21 protein-coding genes are annotated in these 19,743 nt (G+C 74.0%); 8 read left to right on the forward strand and 13 right to left on the reverse strand.

Annotation, left to right across the window (positions count from 1 at the left end):
* From PGB27_RS05735 to PGB27_RS05750, 4 genes are all read right to left on the reverse strand, one after another.
* Positions 1-834 carry an acetoin reductase gene (locus PGB27_RS05735; RefSeq protein WP_274199378.1) on the reverse strand — a complete coding sequence of 278 codons (834 nt, stop codon included), beginning with the start codon at positions 832-834 and terminating at the stop codon, positions 1-3.
* On the reverse strand, positions 831-1,886 hold the full coding sequence (locus PGB27_RS05740) for a 2,3-butanediol dehydrogenase (protein WP_274199379.1): 1,056 nt from the start codon (positions 1,884-1,886) through the stop codon (positions 831-833). Before PGB27_RS05740 ends, PGB27_RS05735 begins: the two co-directional genes overlap by 4 nt.
* Positions 1,887-1,935: 49 nt before the next feature.
* On the reverse strand, positions 1,936-3,201 hold the full coding sequence (locus PGB27_RS05745) for a GAF domain-containing protein (RefSeq protein WP_274199380.1): 1,266 nt from the start codon (positions 3,199-3,201) through the stop codon (positions 1,936-1,938).
* A gap of 368 nt (positions 3,202-3,569) precedes the next feature.
* Positions 3,570-3,992 carry a VOC family protein gene (locus PGB27_RS05750; RefSeq protein ID WP_274199381.1) on the reverse strand — a complete coding sequence of 141 codons (423 nt, stop codon included), beginning with the start codon at positions 3,990-3,992 and terminating at the stop codon, positions 3,570-3,572.
* 172 nt (positions 3,993-4,164) lie between these two features.
* Here PGB27_RS05750 and PGB27_RS05755 point away from each other — a divergent pair, with 172 nt between their 5' ends.
* On the forward strand, positions 4,165-4,824 hold the full coding sequence (locus PGB27_RS05755) for a UdgX family uracil-DNA binding protein (RefSeq protein ID WP_408630012.1): 660 nt from the start codon (positions 4,165-4,167) through the stop codon (positions 4,822-4,824).
* A gap of 6 nt (positions 4,825-4,830) precedes the next feature.
* On the opposite strand, the gene uvrB is transcribed toward PGB27_RS05755, so the two are convergent.
* Genes uvrB through PGB27_RS05770 form a run of 3 tightly spaced genes read right to left on the reverse strand, consistent with a single transcriptional unit; the run spans position 4,831 to position 8,206 of the window.
* Positions 4,831-7,041 carry an excinuclease ABC subunit UvrB gene (gene uvrB / locus PGB27_RS05760; RefSeq protein ID WP_274199382.1) on the reverse strand — a complete coding sequence of 737 codons (2,211 nt, stop codon included), beginning with the start codon at positions 7,039-7,041 and terminating at the stop codon, positions 4,831-4,833.
* A gap of 47 nt (positions 7,042-7,088) precedes the next feature.
* Complete coding sequence (locus tag PGB27_RS05765; protein ID WP_274199383.1) at positions 7,089-7,484, reverse strand: nuclear transport factor 2 family protein; 396 nt, start codon at positions 7,482-7,484, stop codon at positions 7,089-7,091.
* A complete protein-coding gene (locus tag PGB27_RS05770) occupies positions 7,481-8,206 on the reverse strand; it encodes a TetR/AcrR family transcriptional regulator (RefSeq protein ID WP_274199384.1) in 726 nt (241 codons plus the stop codon). The genes PGB27_RS05765 and PGB27_RS05770 overlap by 4 nt, the downstream gene beginning before the upstream one ends.
* Before the next feature lie 86 nt (positions 8,207-8,292).
* Between PGB27_RS05770 and PGB27_RS05775 the strand changes: the two genes are divergently transcribed.
* The 4 genes from PGB27_RS05775 to PGB27_RS05790 all read left to right on the forward strand — a co-directional run bounded on the left by PGB27_RS05775 (position 8,293) and on the right by PGB27_RS05790 (position 10,381).
* Entirely contained in the window at positions 8,293-8,736 is a 444-nt protein-coding gene (locus tag PGB27_RS05775; protein ID WP_274199385.1) for a DUF6069 family protein, read from the forward strand.
* A 27-nt stretch (positions 8,737-8,763) separates the two neighbouring features.
* On the forward strand, positions 8,764-9,180 hold the full coding sequence (locus PGB27_RS05780) for a VOC family protein (protein ID WP_274199386.1): 417 nt from the start codon (positions 8,764-8,766) through the stop codon (positions 9,178-9,180).
* A 79-nt stretch (positions 9,181-9,259) separates the two neighbouring features.
* Positions 9,260-9,766, forward strand: a complete 507-nt coding sequence (locus PGB27_RS05785; protein ID WP_274199387.1) for a DUF402 domain-containing protein — start codon at positions 9,260-9,262, stop codon at positions 9,764-9,766.
* A gap of 87 nt (positions 9,767-9,853) precedes the next feature.
* Complete coding sequence (locus PGB27_RS05790) at positions 9,854-10,381, forward strand: hypothetical protein (RefSeq protein WP_274199388.1); 528 nt, start codon at positions 9,854-9,856, stop codon at positions 10,379-10,381.
* A gap of 65 nt (positions 10,382-10,446) precedes the next feature.
* Here PGB27_RS05790 and coaE read toward each other — a convergent pair whose 3' ends face one another.
* Positions 10,447-11,484 carry a dephospho-CoA kinase gene (coaE, locus tag PGB27_RS05795; RefSeq protein ID WP_274199389.1) on the reverse strand — a complete coding sequence of 346 codons (1,038 nt, stop codon included), beginning with the start codon at positions 11,482-11,484 and terminating at the stop codon, positions 10,447-10,449.
* 135 nt (positions 11,485-11,619) lie between these two features.
* Here coaE and PGB27_RS05800 point away from each other — a divergent pair, with 135 nt between their 5' ends.
* Positions 11,620-11,829, forward strand: coding sequence for a hypothetical protein (locus PGB27_RS05800; protein ID WP_274199390.1), 210 nt, complete (start codon positions 11,620-11,622; stop codon positions 11,827-11,829).
* A gap of 307 nt (positions 11,830-12,136) precedes the next feature.
* Here PGB27_RS05800 and rpsA read toward each other — a convergent pair whose 3' ends face one another.
* Complete coding sequence (gene rpsA, locus PGB27_RS05805) at positions 12,137-13,654, reverse strand: 30S ribosomal protein S1 (protein ID WP_274199391.1); 1,518 nt, start codon at positions 13,652-13,654, stop codon at positions 12,137-12,139.
* Positions 13,655-13,976: 322 nt separating this feature from the next.
* On the opposite strand from rpsA, the gene PGB27_RS05810 reads away from it, so the two are divergent.
* Positions 13,977-14,852 (forward strand): class I SAM-dependent methyltransferase, encoded by an 876-nt coding sequence (locus tag PGB27_RS05810; RefSeq protein WP_274199392.1) that lies wholly within the window; start codon positions 13,977-13,979, stop codon positions 14,850-14,852.
* The gene (locus tag PGB27_RS05815; RefSeq protein WP_274199393.1) at positions 14,849-15,826 is read left to right on the forward strand and encodes a GNAT family N-acetyltransferase; all 978 of its coding nucleotides are present in this window, start codon (positions 14,849-14,851) and stop codon (positions 15,824-15,826) included. The genes PGB27_RS05810 and PGB27_RS05815 overlap by 4 nt, the downstream gene beginning before the upstream one ends.
* Here PGB27_RS05815 and PGB27_RS05820 read toward each other — a convergent pair whose 3' ends face one another.
* The 4 genes from PGB27_RS05820 to PGB27_RS05835 are packed head-to-tail and all read right to left on the reverse strand — an operon-like array spanning position 15,827 to position 19,560.
* The gene (locus tag PGB27_RS05820; protein ID WP_274199394.1) at positions 15,827-16,426 is read right to left on the reverse strand and encodes a GTP-binding protein; all 600 of its coding nucleotides are present in this window, start codon (positions 16,424-16,426) and stop codon (positions 15,827-15,829) included.
* Positions 16,407-16,787, reverse strand: coding sequence for a DUF742 domain-containing protein (locus tag PGB27_RS05825; RefSeq protein ID WP_274199395.1), 381 nt, complete (start codon positions 16,785-16,787; stop codon positions 16,407-16,409). Before PGB27_RS05825 ends, PGB27_RS05820 begins: the two co-directional genes overlap by 20 nt.
* Positions 16,784-17,203: a roadblock/LC7 domain-containing protein gene (locus PGB27_RS05830; RefSeq protein WP_274199396.1), complete on the reverse strand. Its 420-nt coding sequence runs from the start codon at positions 17,201-17,203 to the stop codon at positions 16,784-16,786. Before PGB27_RS05830 ends, PGB27_RS05825 begins: the two co-directional genes overlap by 4 nt.
* Positions 17,200-19,560, reverse strand: a complete 2,361-nt coding sequence (locus PGB27_RS05835; RefSeq protein ID WP_274199397.1) for a sensor histidine kinase — start codon at positions 19,558-19,560, stop codon at positions 17,200-17,202. Before PGB27_RS05835 ends, PGB27_RS05830 begins: the two co-directional genes overlap by 4 nt.
* Positions 19,561-19,743 lie beyond the last annotated feature (183 nt).

A 19,743-nucleotide genomic window follows, 5' to 3' on the forward strand; every position in this document is an offset into this window, starting at 1 on the left:
TCACACCATGACGATCCCACCGTCGATCATCACCGCCTGGCCGGTCATGTAGTCGGCGTCCCGGCTCGCCAGGTAGGAGACGAACGACGCCACGTCCTCCGGCGTCTGCACCCGGCCCAGCGCGATGAGCTGCGAGTACTGCTGCAGCGCCTCGCCCTTCCCGGTGCCGAGGTAGCCACCGAGGCCCTCGTCGATCTCGTCCCACATCGTGGTGCCGACGATCCCGGGGCAGTAGGCGTTGACGGTGATCTGGTGGCTCGCGAGCTCCTTGGCCGCCGCCTGCGTCAGGGCGCGCACGGCGAACTTCGACGCCGAGTAGTGCCCGAGGTGGTCGAAGCCCTGGTGCCCGGCGATCGACGCCGCGTTGATGATCTTCCCGCCGTGCCCCTGCTCGATCATCGCCTCGGCCGCCGCCTGCAGGCACCACAGCACGCCGCCGACGTTGACCCCGAGCATCGTCTGCAGGTCCTCGGGCGTCACCTCGCGCAGGGTCTTGACCTGCGCGATCCCGGCGTTCGCGACCATGACGTCGATCGACCCGAACCGCTCCCGCGTCGCGGCGACCAGGGCGAAGCAGGCGTCGCGGTCGGCGACGTCGGTGGCGGTCGACGCGGCCTGCCCGCCGGCGTCGGTGATCTCCTGCGCCACCTCCTGCGCGGTGGACGGATCGATGTCGGACACCATCACGGCCAGCCCGTCGCTCGCGAGCCGGCGGGCGATCGCGGCACCGATCCCCCGCCCGGCGCCGGTCACGACGGCGACGCGCGTCCCCGCGGCGTTGTCCCCGGCGTCGGTGGTCGAGCTCCGCTGCGTTTCGTCGCCCGGGCCCGTCACGGGTGCACCAGGATCTTCACGTTGGTCTCCTTGTGGTCGATGAGCTCGCGGAAGCCCTGGTCGACGATGTCGTCGAGGGCGATGCGGCCGGTGATGAACTGCCCGACGTCGACGACGCCGTCGCGGATGAGGTCGATGACCTCGCGGTGGCGGCCCGCGTAGGCCAGCGAGCCGATGAGCCGGATCTCGGAGAAGACGAGCGAGTTGACGTCGAAGGTGGCCGGGTGGCCCCAGATCGAGACGTTGACGCACGTGCCGCCGGGGCGGGTCGACGCGACGGCCTGCGCGAGGACCGGGTCGAGGCCGGCGCACTCGAACGTCACGTCCGCGCCGGCGCCGTCGGTGAGCTCGCGGATCGCCTCGGGGACGTCGACCTCGGTGGGGTCGAGGACGTGGTCGGCGCCGGCGCCGGGCGCCTTGGCCTTGCGGGCGTCGGCCGGCTCGACGACCACGACCTGCCCGGCCCCGCACGCCTTGAGCGCCGCGGCCGTGACGAGCCCGATGGGCCCGGACCCGAACACCGCGGCCGACTGCCCCGGCTGCAGGCCCGAGAGCTTCGTCGCGTGGTAGCCGACGGCGAGGGGCTCGACGAGCGCGCCCTGCTCGGTGGTGAGGCCGGCGATGGGGTGCACCCAGCGCTGGTCGACCACCATCTTCTCGGCGAACCCGCCCTGGTCGCCGTCGAGGCCGATGAAGCCCAGCTGCCGGCAGATGTTGTAGCGCCCGGACCGGCACGCCACGCACGTCCCGCACACGTCGTAGGGCTCCACGACGACGCGGTCGCCCTCCGACACGCCCGTCACGCCGTCGCCGACCTCGGCGACGACGCCGGAGAACTCGTGCCCGAGCGTGATCGGGATGGCCCCGCCGGTCAGCGGGTGCGGCGCCTGCGGCGTCGGCGTGAAGATCGGGCCGTCGAGGAACTCGTGGAGGTCGGTGCCGCAGATCCCGCACCACTCGACGGCGACCTGCACCTGGCCCGGACCGGGGTGTGGTTCGGGGACGTCCTCCACCCGGACGTCCTCACGACCGTGGAAGCGAGCAGCCTTCATGGGTCCTCCCGGGGGTTGCCTCGAGGACATCCCACGAGGGTGACCCGGGTCACGACCAGGGTTGCAGCGGTGTTGCACCTCTGCCGGGGCCGAACAGCCGCGCCGTGTCGGCGGGCGAGGGGGGCACGACCTCCACCCCGGGCGCGATCCGGTAGGGCCGGGCGGCGAGCAGGCCCCCGAGGACGCGGCGCAGGCGGGAGAGCTCGGCGCGCACCGTGACGAGGTGGTCGGCGTCGTCGTAGAGCGCCCGGCTGATCGCGGCCGCGTCGAGCCCGGCGCTCCCGGCCTGCATCAGCAGCGCGACGATCTGCAGGTGGCGGCGCCCGAGGGTGTGCCGCCAGACCTCGTGGCCCTCGACGAGCGCCGCCGGCGGGTCGGCGTCCAGGTCGAGGCGCAGGCGGGTCCGCCCGGGCCCGGCGCCGTCGGACGGGCGGAGCAACCAGCCGCCCGGGATGCGGTCGGGCAGGCAGGCCCCGAGCCCGTGGACGAGCATCGCCTCGCCGGCCTGCGGGACGCCGACGCGGTCGCGGGGCGCGAGTCCGGTCGCGGCCGCCACCCAGCCGTGGTCGTCGACGACGAGCGCCGGGCCGGTCTGTCGCGCGAGCACCGGGGCCGCGACGGCGCGCAGGCTCTCCAGGCGGGTCTCGTGCGCCGCCCACAGGCCGGTCTCGGCGAGACGGACCGCGGTGTGCACGAGGGCGACGGTGGTCGGGTGGACCGTCGGCGCGGGCCCGGAGAGGTCGACGACGCCGAGCATCTCGCCGGTGCGCGGGTCGTGGATCGGGCTCGCGGTGCAGGTCCAGGGGTGCTGGGCACGGACGAAGTGCTCGGCGGAGAAGAGCTGCACCGACGCGTGCTCGGCGAGCGCGGTGCCGATGGCGTTGGTGCCGACGGACTCCTCGGTCCAGTCGGCGCCGGGGAGGAAGCCGAGGTCGTCCGCGAGCCGGCCGACCCGCACGGCGCCCTCGCGCCAGAGGACGAACCCGTCCGCGGCCGTGATCACCATGACGTGCTCGGCGTCCTCGGCCACCGCCGTGAGGCTCGCGCGCAGCTGCGGCAGCACCCCGCTGATCGGCGACTCGGCACGGCGGCGCTCGACGACCTCGAGCGGCGCGGGGTCGTCCAGCGACCGCCCGTCGGGGGCGACGCCGTACGACAGCACACGGTCCCAGGACCGGCTGACGACCCGGCGCAGCGGCGTCGTCGGGCGGCTGCCCGACAGCCGCGCGTCGTGGGCCTGGTGGAGCAGCCGGGCGTGCTGGCGCAGGTCGGTGCTGCGGGTGACCGCGCAGACGCCGTCGTCGGGGTGCGGCACGGTGACCTCCCGACATCGACGACGGACCTCGCCGCAGCCTAGGCAGCCGTCGTGACCGGCGCCATAGACCGCGCTGGAGGGTGCACATGAGCCAGACCCGGGCGCGGGACGCCGCCCACGCCGCGAACGGCGACCGACGCCGACGTCCCGGGGATCGCCGCGGGCTGGGCCGGGCGATCTCGAGGCGAGCGTCCGCGCCGCAGGCGAGGAGGGCTTCACGCGCCTGGTGCTCATGGCGACGCTGCCCGGCGTCCCGCTCGACACGGCGTTCGGGTTCACCCAGGTGCGCCGCGTCGACGTCCCGACGCCCGCCGGCGTGACCCTCGCGGGGGTCGAGATGCAGCGGCCGATCACGGCGGCCGACCTGGTCACTGCAGGCAGAACTCGTTGCCCTCCGGGTCCGCCATGACCAGGCACCAGCCCGCCGGCTCGTCGACCTCGCGCAGGAACCGGGCCCCGGCGGCCTCGAGCTTCTCGCGGTGGGCCTGCACCACGGCCTTCCGGTCGTCCGCGCCGGCGCCGACGTTGACGTCGAGGTGGACGCGGTTCTTCACCGTCTTGTCCTCGGGCACCTTCTGGAACAGCACGCGCGGGCCGGCGCCGGCCGGGTCGATCACCGCGTCCAGCCGGTCCCACTCGTCCTCCGGGATGCCGACCTTCGCGCCGAAGTCCTCCCACGAGTCGAAGCCCGGCGGCGGGGGCTGGCGGACGTAGTCGAGCGCGAGCGCCCAGAACTCGGCCTGCCGGCGCGGATCGTGGGCGTCGACGGTGATCTGCACTCCCAGGGCCATGGCGGACAGTGTGGCCGTGGTGGCGGACAGCCCGCGTCCGGCACCCGGGCGCCGCGCCGGTGATCGTGGGGGCTTTCCTGATGTCCAACGCCAGCGTGGACGCCAGGCTGACACACCCCGTGCGTCAGGCGGGGTCGTGTTCCCGGTGGCGAGCAGTGGGCACCCCCGTCCGGTGACCGAGCCGCTCGACCTGTTCGGCGACGCCGCCCACCCCGGTGCCGCCGACACCACCACGGACCTGCCGCCGGACCTCGACGCCCTGCGCGCGCAGGCGGCGGGATGTACGCGCTGCGAGCTCCACCACGACACGACGCAGACGGTGTTCGGCGCCGGGCCGGCGACGGCGCGCCTCGTGATGGTCGGCGAGCAGCCCGGCGACCAGGAGGACCGGCAGGGCGCGCCGTTCGTCGGACCGGCCGGGCGCCTGCTCGACGAGGCCCTCGACGAGGCCGGGATCGCCCGCGACGACGCCTACGTCACCAACGCCGTCAAACACTTCAACTTCCGCTACCAGGGCAAGCGCCGCATCCACGAGACGCCGAAGGCCGGGCACATCCGCGCCTGCCGGCCGTGGCTGGACGCCGAGCTCGCCCTCGTGAAGCCGCAGGTGCTGCTCACCCTGGGCGCGACCGCCGGGAAGGCGCTGCTCGGGTCGAAGTTCCGGATCACCGCCGAGCGCGGCGAACCCCGCCCCTGGAACGACATGACGCTCGTCCCGACGATCCACCCGTCGGCGATCCTGCGCGCGGACCCCGACCGCGGGCAGGACCGCGACGAGATGCTGGCCGGCTTCGTCGCGGACCTGAAGGTGGCGGGCGGGCTGCTGGGCTGAGGACCCTCAGCTCACCCCGGCCGCGTCCATCCCCCGCATCTCCTTCTTGAGGTCGGCGATCTCGTCGCGCAGGCGCCCGGCGAGCTCGAACTGCAGGTCGCGGGCCGCGGCCATCATCTGGTCGGTGAGCTGCTGGATGAGGTCCGCGAGCTCCGCGCGCGCCATGCCCGACGTGTCGCGGTGCTCGACGACGCCGGAGTGACCCCGGCCGCCGCCGGCCTCGCCCGCCGCGCGGCGCCCGCGCGAGCTGTTGCGCGCCGACCCGCCGATCTCCACCGACTCCTCGGTGTCCTCCGCCTCGCGGTAGACCCGGTCGAGGATGTCGGCGATGTTCTTGCGCAGCGGCTGCGGGTCGACGCCCCGCTCGCGGTTGTAGGCGATCTGCTTCTCGCGACGCCGGTTGGTCTCGTCGATGGCGTACTGCATCGACTCGGTGACGGTGTCCGCGTACATGTGCACCTGGCCGGACACGTTGCGGGCCGCGCGGCCGATCGTCTGGATCAGCGAGCGCTCGCTGCGCAGGAACCCTTCCTTGTCGGCGTCGAGGATCGCCACCAGGGACACCTCGGGCAGGTCGAGACCCTCGCGGAGCAGGTTGATGCCGACGAGCACGTCGTACTCCCCCGACCGCAGCTGGCGCAGCAGCTCGACCCGGCGCAGCGTGTCGACCTCGGAGTGCAGGTAGCGGACCTTGATGCCGAGCTCGAGCAGGTAGTCGGTGAGGTCCTCGGCCATCTTCTTGGTCAGCGTGGTGACGAGGACGCGCTCGTCCTTGTCGACCCGCGTGCGGATCTCGCCCACGAGGTCGTCGATCTGGCCCTTCGTCGGCTTGACGACCACCTCGGGGTCGACGAGCCCGGTGGGGCGGATGACCTGCTCGACGAACTCGCCGCCCGCCATCCGCATCTCGTAGTCGCCCGGCGTCGCCGACAGGTAGACCGTCTGCCCGATGCGGTCGGCGAACTCCTCCCACGTCAGCGGGCGGTTGTCGGTGGCGCTCGGCAGGCGGAACCCGTACTCGACGAGGTTGCGCTTGCGGGACATGTCGCCCTCGTACATGCCGCCGATCTGCGGCACCGTCACGTGCGACTCGTCGATGACCAGCAGGAAGTCCTGCGGGAAGTAGTCGATCAGCGTGGCCGGTGCGGTGCCCGGACCGCGGCCGTCGATGTGGCGCGAGTAGTTCTCGATGCCCGAGCAGAACCCGACCTGGCGGATCATCTCGATGTCGTACGTGGTGCGCATGCGCAGCCGCTGGGCCTCGAGCAGCTTGCCCTGGCGCTCCAGCTCGGCCAGGCGCTCCTCGAGCTCGGCCTCGATGGCCTTGACCGCCTTCTCCATGCGCTCCGGGCCGGCCACGTAGTGGGTGGCCGGGAAGATGCGCACGTCGTCGACCTGCTTGACCACGTCGCCGGTCAGCGGGTTGAGGTAGTAGAGCGACTCGATCTCGTCGCCGAAGAACTCGATGCGGACCGCGAGCTCCTCGTACGCCGGGATGATCTCCACGGTGTCGCCGCGGACCCGGAACGTGCCCCGGGCGAACGCCATGTCGTTGCGGGTGTACTGCACGTCGACCAGGGCGCGGAGCAGCTGGTCGCGGTCGAGCTCGTCGCCGACGGTCAGCTGCACCGACCGGTCGAGGTACGACTGCGGTGTGCCGAGGCCGTAGATGCAGGACACCGACGCGACCACGACGACGTCGCGGCGCGAGAGCAGGTTGGACGTCGCCGAGTGGCGCAGCCGCTCGACGTCCTCGTTGATCGAGGAGTCCTTCTCGATGTAGGTGTCGGTCTGCGCGATGTACGCCTCGGGCTGGTAGTAGTCGTAGTACGAGACGAAGTACTCGACCGCGTTGTTGGGCAGCAGCTCGCGCAGCTCGTTGGCCAGCTGGGCCGCCAGCGTCTTGTTCGGCGCCATCACCAGCGTCGGGCGCTGCACCCGCTCGATGAGCCAGGCCGCGGTGGCCGACTTGCCGGTGCCCGTCGCGCCGAGCAGCACGATGTCGTGCTCGCCCGCCTTGACCCGCTTCTCGAGCTCCTCGATGGCCGCCGGCTGGTCGCCCGCCGGCTCGTACGGGCTGACGACCTCGAAGTGCCCCCCGGTGCGCTCGATCTCGCCCACCGGACGGAACTCCGAGTGCGCGAGGGCCTCGTCGGGCAGCCCTTCGGGGTTCTCCCCCTCGCGGGCCGACCCCGGAACCTCTGTCGCGAACGCCATGGGATCGAGGTTAACCGCGCCCCCCGACAACGGGGCCGGGAGCGGTCTCAGCCGGCCCCGTTCGCCACCCGCTGCCACGAGCTGCGCAGGGGCGCGGTGTCGTAGCAGATGGTCAGCCGGGCGATCCGCTCCCGGTCGTCGGTGAGCGTCACCAGGTCGACGACGTCGAACGGGGCGGGCGTGCCGTCGCCCAGCACCCACGCGTAGTGGAAGGCCAGCGCGACCTCCCGGTCGTCGGCGGGGTCGACGTACACGCGGCGCAGCTCGGTGCTCGACGGCGCGGAGTCCGCGAACAGGTCCGGGTAGAACCGCGCGGCCGGCATCGTCCCGTAGAGCGGCGACGCCACCTCCCCGGCCGGGGCGAAGCAGGCCAGGACGTCGTCGACGGAGCCGGCGTCGAGCGCGGCGAGGTAGCGGTGCAGCACCGCCGGGGTCGCGCTCACCGCGAGGCCTCCCGGCGCTCCGCGGCGGCCGCGAACCCGTCGAGCAGGCAGCGCAGGCCGAAGTCCCACCGGGAGACGACCGGACGGCCGGGGTCGGCCATCACCGCGGTCAGCGCCGGGTAGCGGTCGGCGTGGGCGGCGACGAGGTCGCGCATCGTGCTGCCGCCCTCGGGGTCGGCGGTCCACGGCCGGGTGCCGGCGGAAGCGGTCGCGAGGGTGGTGCGCAGGTGCCCGAACAGCATCGACACCGCGTCCATCCGCTCGTCGGGGGCCAGCCCGAGCGGCTCGAAGACCCGCACCGCCGCCTCGACCCAGCCGACCTCGCGCGGGCCCATCACCCGCTCGCCGACCGTCACCCACGGCAGCCACGGGTGCCGCGTCCAGACGTCGGAGACCATCCGTGCGAACTCCTCGGCCTGCTCGCGCCACGTCCCGGTCAGCGCGTCCGCGCCCGGCGGCTCCTCGACGGCCGCGTCGATCATGACGGCCTCGAGCTCCTCCTTGTTCGCGACGTAGCGGTAGAGCGCCATCTTCGTCAGCCCCACCTCGGCGGCCACCCGCTGCATCGACAGCCCGGCCAGCCCGTCCCGGTCCGCCACCCGGACCGCCGCCCACGCGACCTCGTCGAGGGTCAGCCCGCGGCGCGGACCGCGCGTCGGCTCCTCGGGAGTCCGCCACAGGAGGGGGCCCGCGGCCGGGTCCGTCCCGGTCGTGCTGCTCATCCGATCCGTCCTTGCCTCGTCGCGACTTCTGTGTCTATCGTACACAGTGTCCTTAGGACACAGTTTCTCCGACGACGGAGGTCACCATGTCGCTCACCGCCCCGGCCCCGACCGCCACCACCGACGCCGGCGCCTCCCCCGTCCGCGCCCGGGCGACCGCCCGCCGCCGACGGCGGACGCTCGGCGTCGTCGCCACGCTCGTCGTGGCGCTCGCGGTCTGGCTCGTCGGCCGTCTCGCCGGCGCCGACTACTGGATCGCCGACAGCCAGGGCACGGTCCGCATCGACGCCCTGGTCACCACGCAGGTCACCGTGGTCCTCGGCCTGGCCGGCTGGGCCGTGCTCGCCCTGCTCGAGCGCCTCACCCGGTACGGCACGGCGATCTGGACCGTGCTCGCCACGGTGATCGTGGCCGCCTCGATGATCCCGGTCTTCCTGGTGGAGGCCACCACCGCGACCCGCGTCGCCCTCGTCGCGGTCCACCTCGCCGTCGGCGCCCTCATCCCCTTCTTCGTGCGCGCCCGCTCCTGACCAGCCCCGACACCCCTGGAGACCACCGTGCGATCGATCTTCGTCAACCTGCCCGTCGCCGACGTCGCCACCAGCCGCGCCTTCTTCGGCGCCCTCGGCTTCACGGTCAACGAGCAGTTCAGCGACGACAGCACCGCCTGCCTCGTCATCGAGCAGAACGTCTTCGCGATGCTCCAGACGACCGAGCGCTTCGGCGACTTCGTCGTCGGCGAGATCGCCGACGCCCAGAAGACCACCGAGGTCCTCCTCGCCCTCTCCGCCGACAGCCGCGAGGAGGTCGACCGGCTCAAGGCCGCCGCACTCGCCCACGGCGGGGGCGAGTGGAAGGAGGCCCAGGACCACGGATTCATGTACGGCTGCTCGTTCACCGACCCGGATGGTCACGTCTGGGAGGTCGTGTGGATGGACCCGGCCGTCGCCTCCGGGGAGAAGGACCCCTCCTGACCCCCGATCGGCCGTCCGGTACCCGCTCCCGTGTCGCACGGGGGCGGGTGCCGTCGTGCGCGCACTAGGGTCACGGCCCGTGGGCATCCACGCGCCGAAGACCGAGACCTTCGACGTCGCGGCCCGCACCAACACCGACCCCAAAGGGTTCGTGCGGGCGGTCGACGTCTACCGCGAGGAGACGTTCGGCCTCTACGTGTCGCGCCCGATGCCCGACCACCCCACGCTGACGCACCTGCGCTCGTGGCTGCTGCCCGCACTCGGCATCCGCGTCACCGACTTCTCCTGGAAGCCCGGCGAGGAGCGGATGCAGGACCACTACATCGACATCGTCGACGTCACCCGCGACGGGACGACGTGGTGGACCGAGGACCACTACGTCGACCTCGTCGTGCACACCGGCGAGCGCACCGAGGTGCTCGACCTCGACGAGCTCGTCGAGGCCGTCGCCGCCGGGTTGCTCGACCCCGAGCGCGCCGAACGGGCGCTCACGACGAGTCACCGCACCCTCGCCGGACTCGCGGAGCACGGCCACGACCTGGAGCGATGGCTGGCCCCGCAGGACGTCACCCTGACGTGGACGTGATGCGCATCACAGCGTGAATGACAGGTTTGCTATTCGGGTAGGGGTCGCCGCCGATACCCCCTGACGGGTGTCCTAGGGTCCTCCGCCGTGAGCCCCGTCGTCTCCCGCCAGCTGGTCGAGGTCGTCGACACCCAGACGGCTACCCGCACCCACCTCCTCGCGCCCGACCAGGTCCTCGAGCAGGCGCTCGACCGATGGCGCGTCACCCCGTGGGGCCTGCGGACGACGGTGCTGAGCCCCGAGGACCCGTTCGTGCTGGCCGAGACCTGTTGGTACGTCGCCGACCACGGCCTGCGCCTGCGCCGGCGGCTGCCGCGCGACACCGACGCCGCCGAGGCCACCACCGAGATCGGCGCCGTGCGCATCGCCGTCGACGGCGCGCAGTGGCGCTGCACCGACCTCCTGCTCGGCCTCGAGGTCGTCCCCGGGCGGCCGGCCCGTGTCGTCCACGACGCCGACTTCGCCGCCGCCGTCGCCGGGGGCGTCCTCGCGCCCGCGGACGCCGACGAGGCCATGAGCACGGTGCACCGCGTGCTCGGCGAGCTCGTCGACACCCGCCACGACCTCGGAACGTGGACCGACTCGCTCGGCCTCGGGTCGCTGGACCGGGCCTGACCGCCGCGCCGGAGGACCTCGACGCCGAGCAGGTCAGCCGGGCGTTGCACAGCCGCCCGTCCTGATCAGGGCAGGGCGACCTCGGCGCGCACGGCGGCGGGGTCGGCGGCCACGCGGTCGGGGTCCCGACGGGCGCGGTCGCGGGCCTCGACGATCGCCGTGGCCCGCTTCGCCTCGCGGCGGCTCTTCCCGTCGAGCACGAGGACCCGGGCGGGGCGGGCGGGGTCGGCGGAGCCGTGGCGGCCGGGGCCGGTGCGCGGGAAGCCCGCGGCCCGGAAGGCCTCGGCGAGCTCGTCGCCGGGACGGTCGGCCACGACGAGCAGGTCGACGACGTCCGGGGCGGGCAGGCCCGGGATCGCGCCCGGTCCGACGTGCTCGACGCGGCGCACCCGCTCCCCGCCGACGACGGCCAGCCGCGCGGCCAGGCGCTGCGCGACGACGTCACGGTCGTCGGCCGGGGCCACGACGTCGGTCGGGACGGGTGCCGCTTCGCCGTGCTCGATGTTGCGCGCGAACGGCACGAGGCGCTCGTGCCAGAGCCGCTCGACCTGCTCGCGCAGCGCGCCGGCGGCCCCGGCGTTCTCCAGCCACACGTCGGCGGCCGCACGGCGGGCGTCGTCGTCGGCCTGGGCGGCGATCCGGGCCCGGGCGTCCTCGACGCTCATGCCGCGGGTCTCCTGCAGGCGCGCGACCCGCACGTCGACCGGGGCGTCCACCACGACGACCAGCGCGAACGCCGCGCCCATCCCGTTCTCCACCAGCAGCGGCACGTCGTGGACGACCACCGCGTCGTCGGGGGCCTCGGCCACCATCTCCGCCGTCCGGGCGCCGATGCGCGGGTGCAGGATGCCGTTGAGCTGCTGACGCTTCGCGTCGTCGCCGAAGACGATCCGCCCGAGCGCGGGCCGGTCCAGGGCGCCGTCCTCGTCGAGGACGTCCTCCCCGAACGCCGCGACGACCGCGGCCAGCCCGTCGGTGCCGGGTTCGACGACCTCGCGGGCGATCCGGTCGGCGTCGATCACCACCGCGCCCAGTTCGGTGAGCGTCTCCGCCACCGTCGACTTCCCCGCCCCGATCCCGCCGGTGAGCCCGAGCCTCAGCACGCCCGCAGTCTGCCCACCGGCCATCGGATTCACTCGACCCGGGGTCGAGAGTCGCGCGGCGAGTCACTCGCGCCACACGAGTCACAACGCTACGGTGCTGCCTCACCCGCACCACACGACTCGAGGGAGAAGCGCGTGTTCCGTTCGCGCCGCACCGCCGGACGTCACCGCCTCGGCGCCCCCGGACTCGTCTGGTGCCGCACGCTGCCGCAGGTCGAGGCCGCGCTGGCGGTGCCGCACATCGCCCGCCGCGGGCTGGTCGAGCGCTTCCTCGCGGGCTCGCGGCACCTGCGCCCGGCGTTCGAGCCGGCGCCCGCGACGCCCGGGATGCCGGCCGCGGCCTGAGCCGCTCGCCGGTCCTCCGGCGAGCAGCGAGGGCGTCCTTCGCTGCCCTCTCACGCAGCGAACGGGCCCCTCGCTCCGCACCACCACGATCGCGCGCGGCGGCCGGGCGACCGGTACGTCCGGCAGCTGTGCCGGCCCAATGATCATGCGCGACGTGCCCCTCGCCGGACCGGCCCGGCGATCAACGGGGAGTTCGCGCGCGTAGAAGCAGCGAACACCACGTTCGCTGCCACCACCCCGCACACGACGACGGGCCCCCACCCCGCGAGGGGTGAGGGCCCGTCGGTCGAGCCTCGCTACCGGGTGATCAGCCGCCCGACAGCTTCTCGCGCAGCGCCGCGAGCTGGGCGTCGCTGGCCAGCGCGCCGCCGCCGCTCTGGGACGGCGGGCCCTGGCCCGGGTCCGAGGCGTCGTCGTCGTCGCGGTCGCCCTCGGCGGACGGGCCGCCCGAGGAGTAGTTGGCCGGCGCGGCCTCGGCCGCCTCCGCCTCCTGCTCCTGGGTGCGCTGGAGCTGGGCGATGTGCTGCTCGTACCGGGCGTACGCCGCCTGGTACTGCCGCTCCCACTCCTCGCGCTGCGACTCGTACCCCTCGCGCCACTCGCCGGTGTCCGGGTCGAAGCCCTCGGGGTAGATGTAGTTGCCCGCGTCGTCGTACTCGGCCGCCATGCCGTAGAGCGCCGGGTCGAACTCGGTCTCCGGCGTCATGCCCTCGTTGGCCTGCTTGAGCGAGAGCGAGATGCGGCGACGGTCGAGGTCGATGTCGATGACCTTGACCATGACGTCGTTGCCGACCTGGACGACCTGCTCCGGCACCTCGACGTGGCGCTCGGCCAGCTCCGAGATGTGGACCAGGCCCTCGATGCCCTCGTCGACGCGCACGAACGCACCGAACGGCACCAGCTTCGTGACCTTGCCGGGCACGATCTGGCCGATCTGGTGAGTGCGGGCGAACTGACGCCAGGGGTCCTCCTGCGTCGCCTTGAGCGACAGCGAGACCCGCTCGCGGTCGAGGTCGACGTCGAGGACCTCGACCTTGACCTCCTGGCCCACCTCGACGACCTCGGACGGGTGGTCGATGTGCTTCCAGGACAGCTCGGAGACGTGCACCAGACCGTCGACACCGCCGAGGTCGACGAACGCACCGAAGTTGACGATCGACGAGACCTGGCCGGACCGGATCTGGCCCTTGGCGAGCTGGTTGAGGAACTCGCTGCGCACCGCCGACTGGGTCTGCTCCAGCCACGCGCGGCGGGAGAGGACGACGTTGTTGCGGTTCTTGTCCAGCTCGATGATCTTGGCCTCGATCTCCTTGCCCACGTAGGGCTGGAGGTCGCGGACGCGACGCATCTCGACCAGCGAGGCCGGGAGGAAGCCGCGCAGGCCGATGTCGAGGATGAGGCCGCCCTTGACGACCTCGATGACGGTGCCCTTGACGGGCTCGTCGTTGTCCTTGAGCTGCTCGATCGTGCCCCAGGCGCGCTCGTACTGGGCGCGCTTCTTGGACAGGATCAGTCGACCCTCCTTGTCCTCCTTCTGGAGGACGAGGGCTTCGACCTCGTCGCCGACGGCGACGACCTCGTTGGGATCGACATCGTGCTTGATCGAGAGCTCACGCGAGGGGATGACGCCCTCGGTCTTGTAGCCGATGTCGAGGAGGACCTCGTCCCGGTCGACCTTCACGATGGTGCCTTCGACGATGTCGCCATCGTTGAAGTACTTGATCGTCTGGTCGATGGCGGCGAGGAAGTCCTCTTCCGACCCGATGTCGTTCACAGCCACCTGGGGGCTGGTCGTCGTCGGGGCGGTGTGGGTGTCGATGGACATACGGTGGACGGCTCCGGGAACATGGTCAGATCGAGCGTGCAGGGACACCACGGAAGTGAGCCGTCGTCCTGACGCGTGCACCGGCGAACCCGCGGACGAGACCGGAGACGAGGTGTCCGCCCACCCGCAGGCGAGGAGCACGCGGACAGGGCGAGACCACTGACGTGGACCTTCATCGTAACCGCGTCCGACACGGCCCGGCAATCGGGGCACCCCCTGCTCCGCCTCGGCGTGTCGCAGGGTGCGGGCTCGGCGTGTCGTGATCGGGTGGCGCCCGGGCATCGGAGGTCGCCCCCGCGTCCGGGCGTGTCAGGATGCCCCGGTGCCGACGCCTCCCCCACCCTCGGTCGAGGGCGGGCGCGTGCCGGCCGAGCAGCTCCTCGGGTCGGCCGGGATCGCGCGCCGGCCGGTCGGGGCGGCGGAGTCGAGCGCGGCCAGCCGGGCGTGGTGGGACGCCGACGCCGACGACTACCAGGCCGAGCACGGGGCCTTCCTCGGCGACGACGACTTCGTCTGGTGTCCCGAGCGCCTGCGGGAGGCGGACGCCCGCCTGCTCGGCGACCCGGCGGCCCTGCGGGGCGCCCGCGTCCTCGAGGTGGGCTGCGGGGCCGCGTCCTGCTCGCGGTGGCTCGCCGGGTTCGGCGCCCGCGTCGTCGGGATCGACCTCTCGGCGGGCATGCTCGCCCACGCCCGGGCCGCCGACGCCCGCACCGGGACGAGCGTCCCCCTCGTGCAGGCCGACGCCGGCGCGATCCCGCTGGGCGACGCCACCGTCGACGCGGCGTTCTCGGCCTTCGGCGCGGTGCCGTTCGTGGCCGACGCGGGCGCGGTGATGCGGGAGGTGGCCCGCGTGCTGCGGCCCGGGGCGCCGTGGGTGTTCGCGGTGAACCACCCCATGCGCTGGATGTTCCCCGACGACCCGGGCCCGGACGGGCTGACCGTCTCGCAGTCCTATTTCGACCGCACGCCCTACGCCGAGGTCGACGACGACGGGCGCGTGGTCTACGTCGAGCACCACCGCACCCTCGGCGACCGGGTGGCCGACGTCGTCGGCGCCGGGCTGGTGCTCGAGCGGCTGGTGGAGCCGGAGTGGCCCGACGACCTCGACGAGGTGTGGGGCCAGTGGTCGCCGCTGCGGGGGCGCCTGTTCCCCGGCACGGCGATCTTCTGCTGCCGGCGACCGGGGACCGTGTCGTGATCGGCCGGTCGCGGGCGACGCCGTCGGGACGCTCCCCCGAGGTCGTGCTCACCGAGCTGCTGCGCGACCAGCAGGCGCGCTTCGCCGAGCTCGACGCCGACCTGCCGCCGGCGGTCCTGCCCCCGCCCGGCGACGTCATCGTGGTGGGCGACGGACCGGGCGGCGAGGCCGCGGGCGTCGTCACCCAGCACAGCTGGCCGGCGGGCAGCGCGCCCCTGCTGTGGTCGGCGGCCGAGGTCACCGAGCTGCACCCCGTCCTCGGCCGCAGCGGGCGCCGCGGCGCGGACGGGCTGCTCGCGGAGTGGCCGGCCCGCGTGCCGGGGCGCGTGCGGGCGGCCGCCGACTCGGCCGCCGTCGTCACCTGGCCCAGCCGCGACGTCGCCGCGGCCCGCGCCTTCCTCGACCACGGCCTCGTGCCGCTCGCGGTCCTCGCGGTGCGCCGCCCCGGCCCGCTCGCCGGTGTGGTCGACCGCGACCCGGGCCTCGACGTGCGGCCCGCCGGCGAGGACGACCTCGAGGGCTGCGTCGAGCTGGCGATGCACGAGATCGCCTACTCGAGCATGGTCGGCGGCAGCGTGCTGCGCCCCGACGCCGAGGCGGTGAAGCGGGCCGCCCTGCGCGAGCGCTGGGCGCGCGGCGAGCCGATCTTCGTGGCCGAGCGGGACGGCCGGATGGTCGGGCTGCTCGAGTGCGGGCTCACCGACGCGACGCCGGGCAGCTGGCTCGCCGGCCTGCTGCCCCCCGGGCGCTGGGGCTACGTCAACTGCGCCTCGGTGCTGCCCGGCCAGCGCGGCCGCGGCGTGGGGCACGCGCTCGTCGCCGCCGCCCTGCCGGTCCTCCAGCCGCCCGGGGCCCGCGGGACCTACCTCTACTACAACCCGCCGAACCCGGTCTCGTCGGTGTTCTGGCCCCGCCACGGCTACCGGCCGCTGTGGACGCTGTGGGAGGTCCGGCCGGCGGCGGCGCTGCGGTGACTACCCGCTGTGCGCCAGGGCGTGCTCGACGAGGGTGATCAGCGCCCGGGTGCACGACGCGTCGTCCCGGGCGTCGACGTGGACGAGCGGGCAGCCCTCGGGCACCGCGAGCGCGTCGCGGACGAGGTCGTCGTCGACCCCCTGGGTGCCCGGGAACTCGTTGAGGGCGACGACGAACGGCACGCCCCGGTTCTCGAAGTAGTCGATCGCGGCGAAGCAGTCGTCGATGCGGCGCAGGTCGACGAGCACGACCGCACCGACCGCCCCGCGCGCGAGCTCGTCCCACATGAACCAGAAGCGCGACTGCCCGGGCGTGCCGAACAGGTAGAGCACGAGCGCGTCGTCGATCGTCACGCGGCCGAAGTCCATGGCGACGGTCGTGGTCGTCTTGTCCGGCACGATGCTCGTGTCGTCGACGCCGTCGGACAGGCTCGTCATCCGCTGCTCGGTCGACAGCGGCGGCACCTCCGAGAGCGCCCCGACCAGGGTCGTCTTGCCGACGCCGAAGCCGCCGGCCACGAGGATCTTCAGCGGGAGCAGGTTCCGGTGCTCGGCGGGCGGGGCACCGCCGACCGCCCGTTCACCGTGCGCGGAGACCATCGAGCAGCCTCTCCAGGAGTTCGCGTCGGGGACGGCCGTCGGCCCCGACGAGGGGCAGGTGGACCGCGAGGTGGTCCTCGGCGGCGAGGTCGCTGACCAGCACCCGGGCGACGCCGACGGGGACGTCGAGCAGCGCGCCGATCTCGGCGAGCGACTGCGGCACGGTGCTCGCCTCGACGATCGCCCGTGCCTCGGGCGGCATGCCGGGCGCCTTCGCGAGTCCCAGCTCGGTGGCGGTGACCAGGGCCTCGATGGGCATGTCGGTGCCGGCGACCGACCGGGTCCGGCCGGCGGTGAACGCGTAGTTCGGGACGACCCGTCCGCCCTCGGTCTGCGGTCGCTGGCGGCGGTCCACGCTCACGGTGCGGACGCGGCGCCACCGCGTCCGTGGTGCACGCCCGGGGTGAGGGCGTGCCCGACGCGGGAGGCGAGCATGGTCATCTCGTAGCCGACGAGGCCCATGTCGGCGGTGCGGTCGGTGACCACCGCCAGCGTGGAGCCCAGGCTGATCGACGTCGCGAACAGGTAGCCGCCGTCCATCTCGACGATGGTCTGCGTGACGGGCTCGGCGTCGAGCAGCGTCGCCGTGCCCCGGGCCAGGCTGACGAGCCCGGACACCGCGGCGCACAGCTGGTCGGCGAGGTGCGGGTCGACGCCGTCGCTGACCGCGAGCCGGAGCCCGTCGGCGGACACCACGAGGACGTGGCGCACCCCGTGCGTGCCCTTCGCGAAGTCCGAGAGCAGCCAGTCCAGTCCGCTGTCGGTCGGTGCGCTCACGTCTGCCTCCCGGGGGTGCGCCCGCGCTGCGGGTGGTGGTCGGGGTCGGGACCCGACGGCCGGCCGCCGTCCGCGCCGCCCATCGCCGAGCGCGCCGCGGCCCGGCTCGCCTGGTACGCCGACAGCGCGTCCATCGCGCCACGGTCGCCGCGGCCGTTGCCGCCGTGGGCGTTGCCGACCGGCCCGCCGTGGCCGTTGCCCCCGGGCCCGGCATGTCCGTTGCCGCCCACGGGCGGGACGGACCGGGCGGCGTGGGACACGGTGGCCGCCGGGATCGACGGCGTGCGGCGGATGAGCTCGGGCGCCAGGTGGGTCTGGGGCCGGCGGCGGGCGAGGACGAGCCCGTGGGGGCCGACGACGGCCGGGGCGTCCTCGTCCGACCGGCGCGGCGTCGGCGCCTCGGGCGCGGCGCCCCAGGTCGGGGCCGGGGCAGAGGCCGCAGCCGGCGCCGGAGTCGGGGTCGGGATCGAGGTCGGGGTCGGGGTCGGGGCCGGGCCGCCCTCGTCCGACGCCGCGGGCGGCGGGACGACGATCGGGTGGATCAGGCCGCGGCGGGCCGCGGGGATCGCACCGGAGACGTCGGGCGCCGGGACGTCCTCGACGGTGTCGTGCGCATCGCCCGCCCCGACGACCGCCGCCGCACCCGCGTCCGCGCCGTCCGTGCCGGTCCCGTCCATGCCGGTCCCGTCCGTGCCGGTGCCGTGCGGGCTCGTCCCGTGGGCCCCGGTTCCGTGGGGGCCGGTCCCGTCCGCGCCGAGCGGGCCGGGGATCGCCGCCGGCTCGGCGTCGTCCGCGTCGTCGGCCCCGGGCGCGGCGTGGGCGGGACGGCGGGGGCGCTCGCCGGTGTCGTCGGCGAAGGGGTCGCCGTCCGGGCGGGCGGGGTCGTCCCGGCCCGGCCAGGCGTGCCGGCCGTCGACCGGGATCGGGCCCGAGACCGGCGGCGCAGGCAGGGCCCCGGTCCCGTTCCCCGTGCCGTTCCCGTACGCCGGGGTGTGCTCGCCGGTGTCCGCCGACCCGCGACGCGGCACGGGCACCGCGGAGGCGGGCACGCGCTGGAAGGACCGGTCACCGCCGCCGGGGGCGGTCGGCGTGGTCTCGGCGAAGAGCGCCGCGGGCAGCATGAGCACGGCGGTCAGGCCGCAGCCGGGCGTCGGGGTCAGCGACACCTCGATCCCGTGCCGCTCGGCGAGGCGCGACACCACGTGGAAGCCCAGCCGCCGGGCCGCGGCGGACACGTCGACCTCCTGCGGGTCGGCGAGCAGCTCGTTCGCCGCCGTGAGCTCCGCGGGCGGCATGCCGATGCCGGTGTCCTCGATGACGAGCAGGTGGGCGCCCGGCGCGCGGTGGTAGGCGCGGCTCTGGATCACCACCGGCGCGGACGGCGGCGAGTAGCGCGCCGCGTTCTCGACCAGCTCGGCGATGATGTGCGTGAGGTCGGCGACCGTGCTCCCGACGATGCGCGGGCGCTCGTCGACGACGAGCGTGACGCGGTCGAGGTCCTCGGTCTCGGCGACGCCGGCGCGCACCACGTCGCGCAGGGCCACCGGCGCCGACCACACCCGCGCGGGCTGCTCGCCGGAGAGCACGAGCAGGCTCTCGGCGTTGCGGCGCACGCGCGTCGCGAGGTGGTCGAGGCGGAAGAGGTCCGCGAGGGCGTCAGGGTCGCGCTCGCGCTCCTCGAGGTCGTTGATGATGTCGAGCTGCCGGTGGAACATGCTCTGGTTGCGCCGGGCGAGGTTGAGCAGCAGTTCCGACGTGAACTCCTGCTGGCGCACCCGGGCGTCGTGCAGTTCCTTGGTCAGCGCGCCGCGGCGGCGCTGCTCGTCCTCGGTGATCTTGCAGAAGATCGCGACGCCGATGCACGCGAGCAGCACGGCGAACCCGTGGATCAGCGACCACACCCACGGCGAGTGCTGCGCGGCGTGGTGGTTGAACATCAGCGTCGGGACGAGCAGCGTGCCGAGTCCGTGCGACAGCGTCGTGAAGACGATGTTGAACACGAACGGGACCCAGTACTGGTACAGGGTCAGGAAACCGATGATCACGAAGAACGAGAAGTGTGCCTCGATGTACCCGCCGGAGAGGATCACGAGGCCGGCGCACGAGGCGGTGAGCCCCGCGGTGACGACCAGCGAACCCGCGTGCCGGCCCGGGACGAACCAGCCGCCCGCCGCGGCGGCCAGGGGGATCAGCGCGATCAGCGCCGTGACCAGGCCGCTCGCCCCCACCGCCAGCCCGAAGACGGCGAGGCTGGGCGCGACGACGAGGAGCACGATCAGCAGGAAGCGGTGACGCCGCTGCCACGCCGCGTCGTCGACCATGTCCCCGCGCGGGAGGTAGTCCATGACACGGGTCATGCGGTCGCTCCACCGTCCTTCTCGGCCGTCGTCCGTTCCAGGGCCCCTCCGGGACGATCGCGCGGAACCGTACACGCACCGTTCACCCTTCCTGCACGAGTACGACGATCCGGCCTCCCCTGGCCCGATCGGCCGTGCACGACTTCACGGAGCGCAGCCGGAACCGCCACAGTTCGCGTCCGG

It is taken from the genome of Actinomycetospora lemnae, from assembly GCF_028737315.1.
Classification (GTDB): Bacteria; Actinomycetota; Actinomycetes; order Mycobacteriales; family Pseudonocardiaceae; genus Actinomycetospora; species Actinomycetospora lemnae.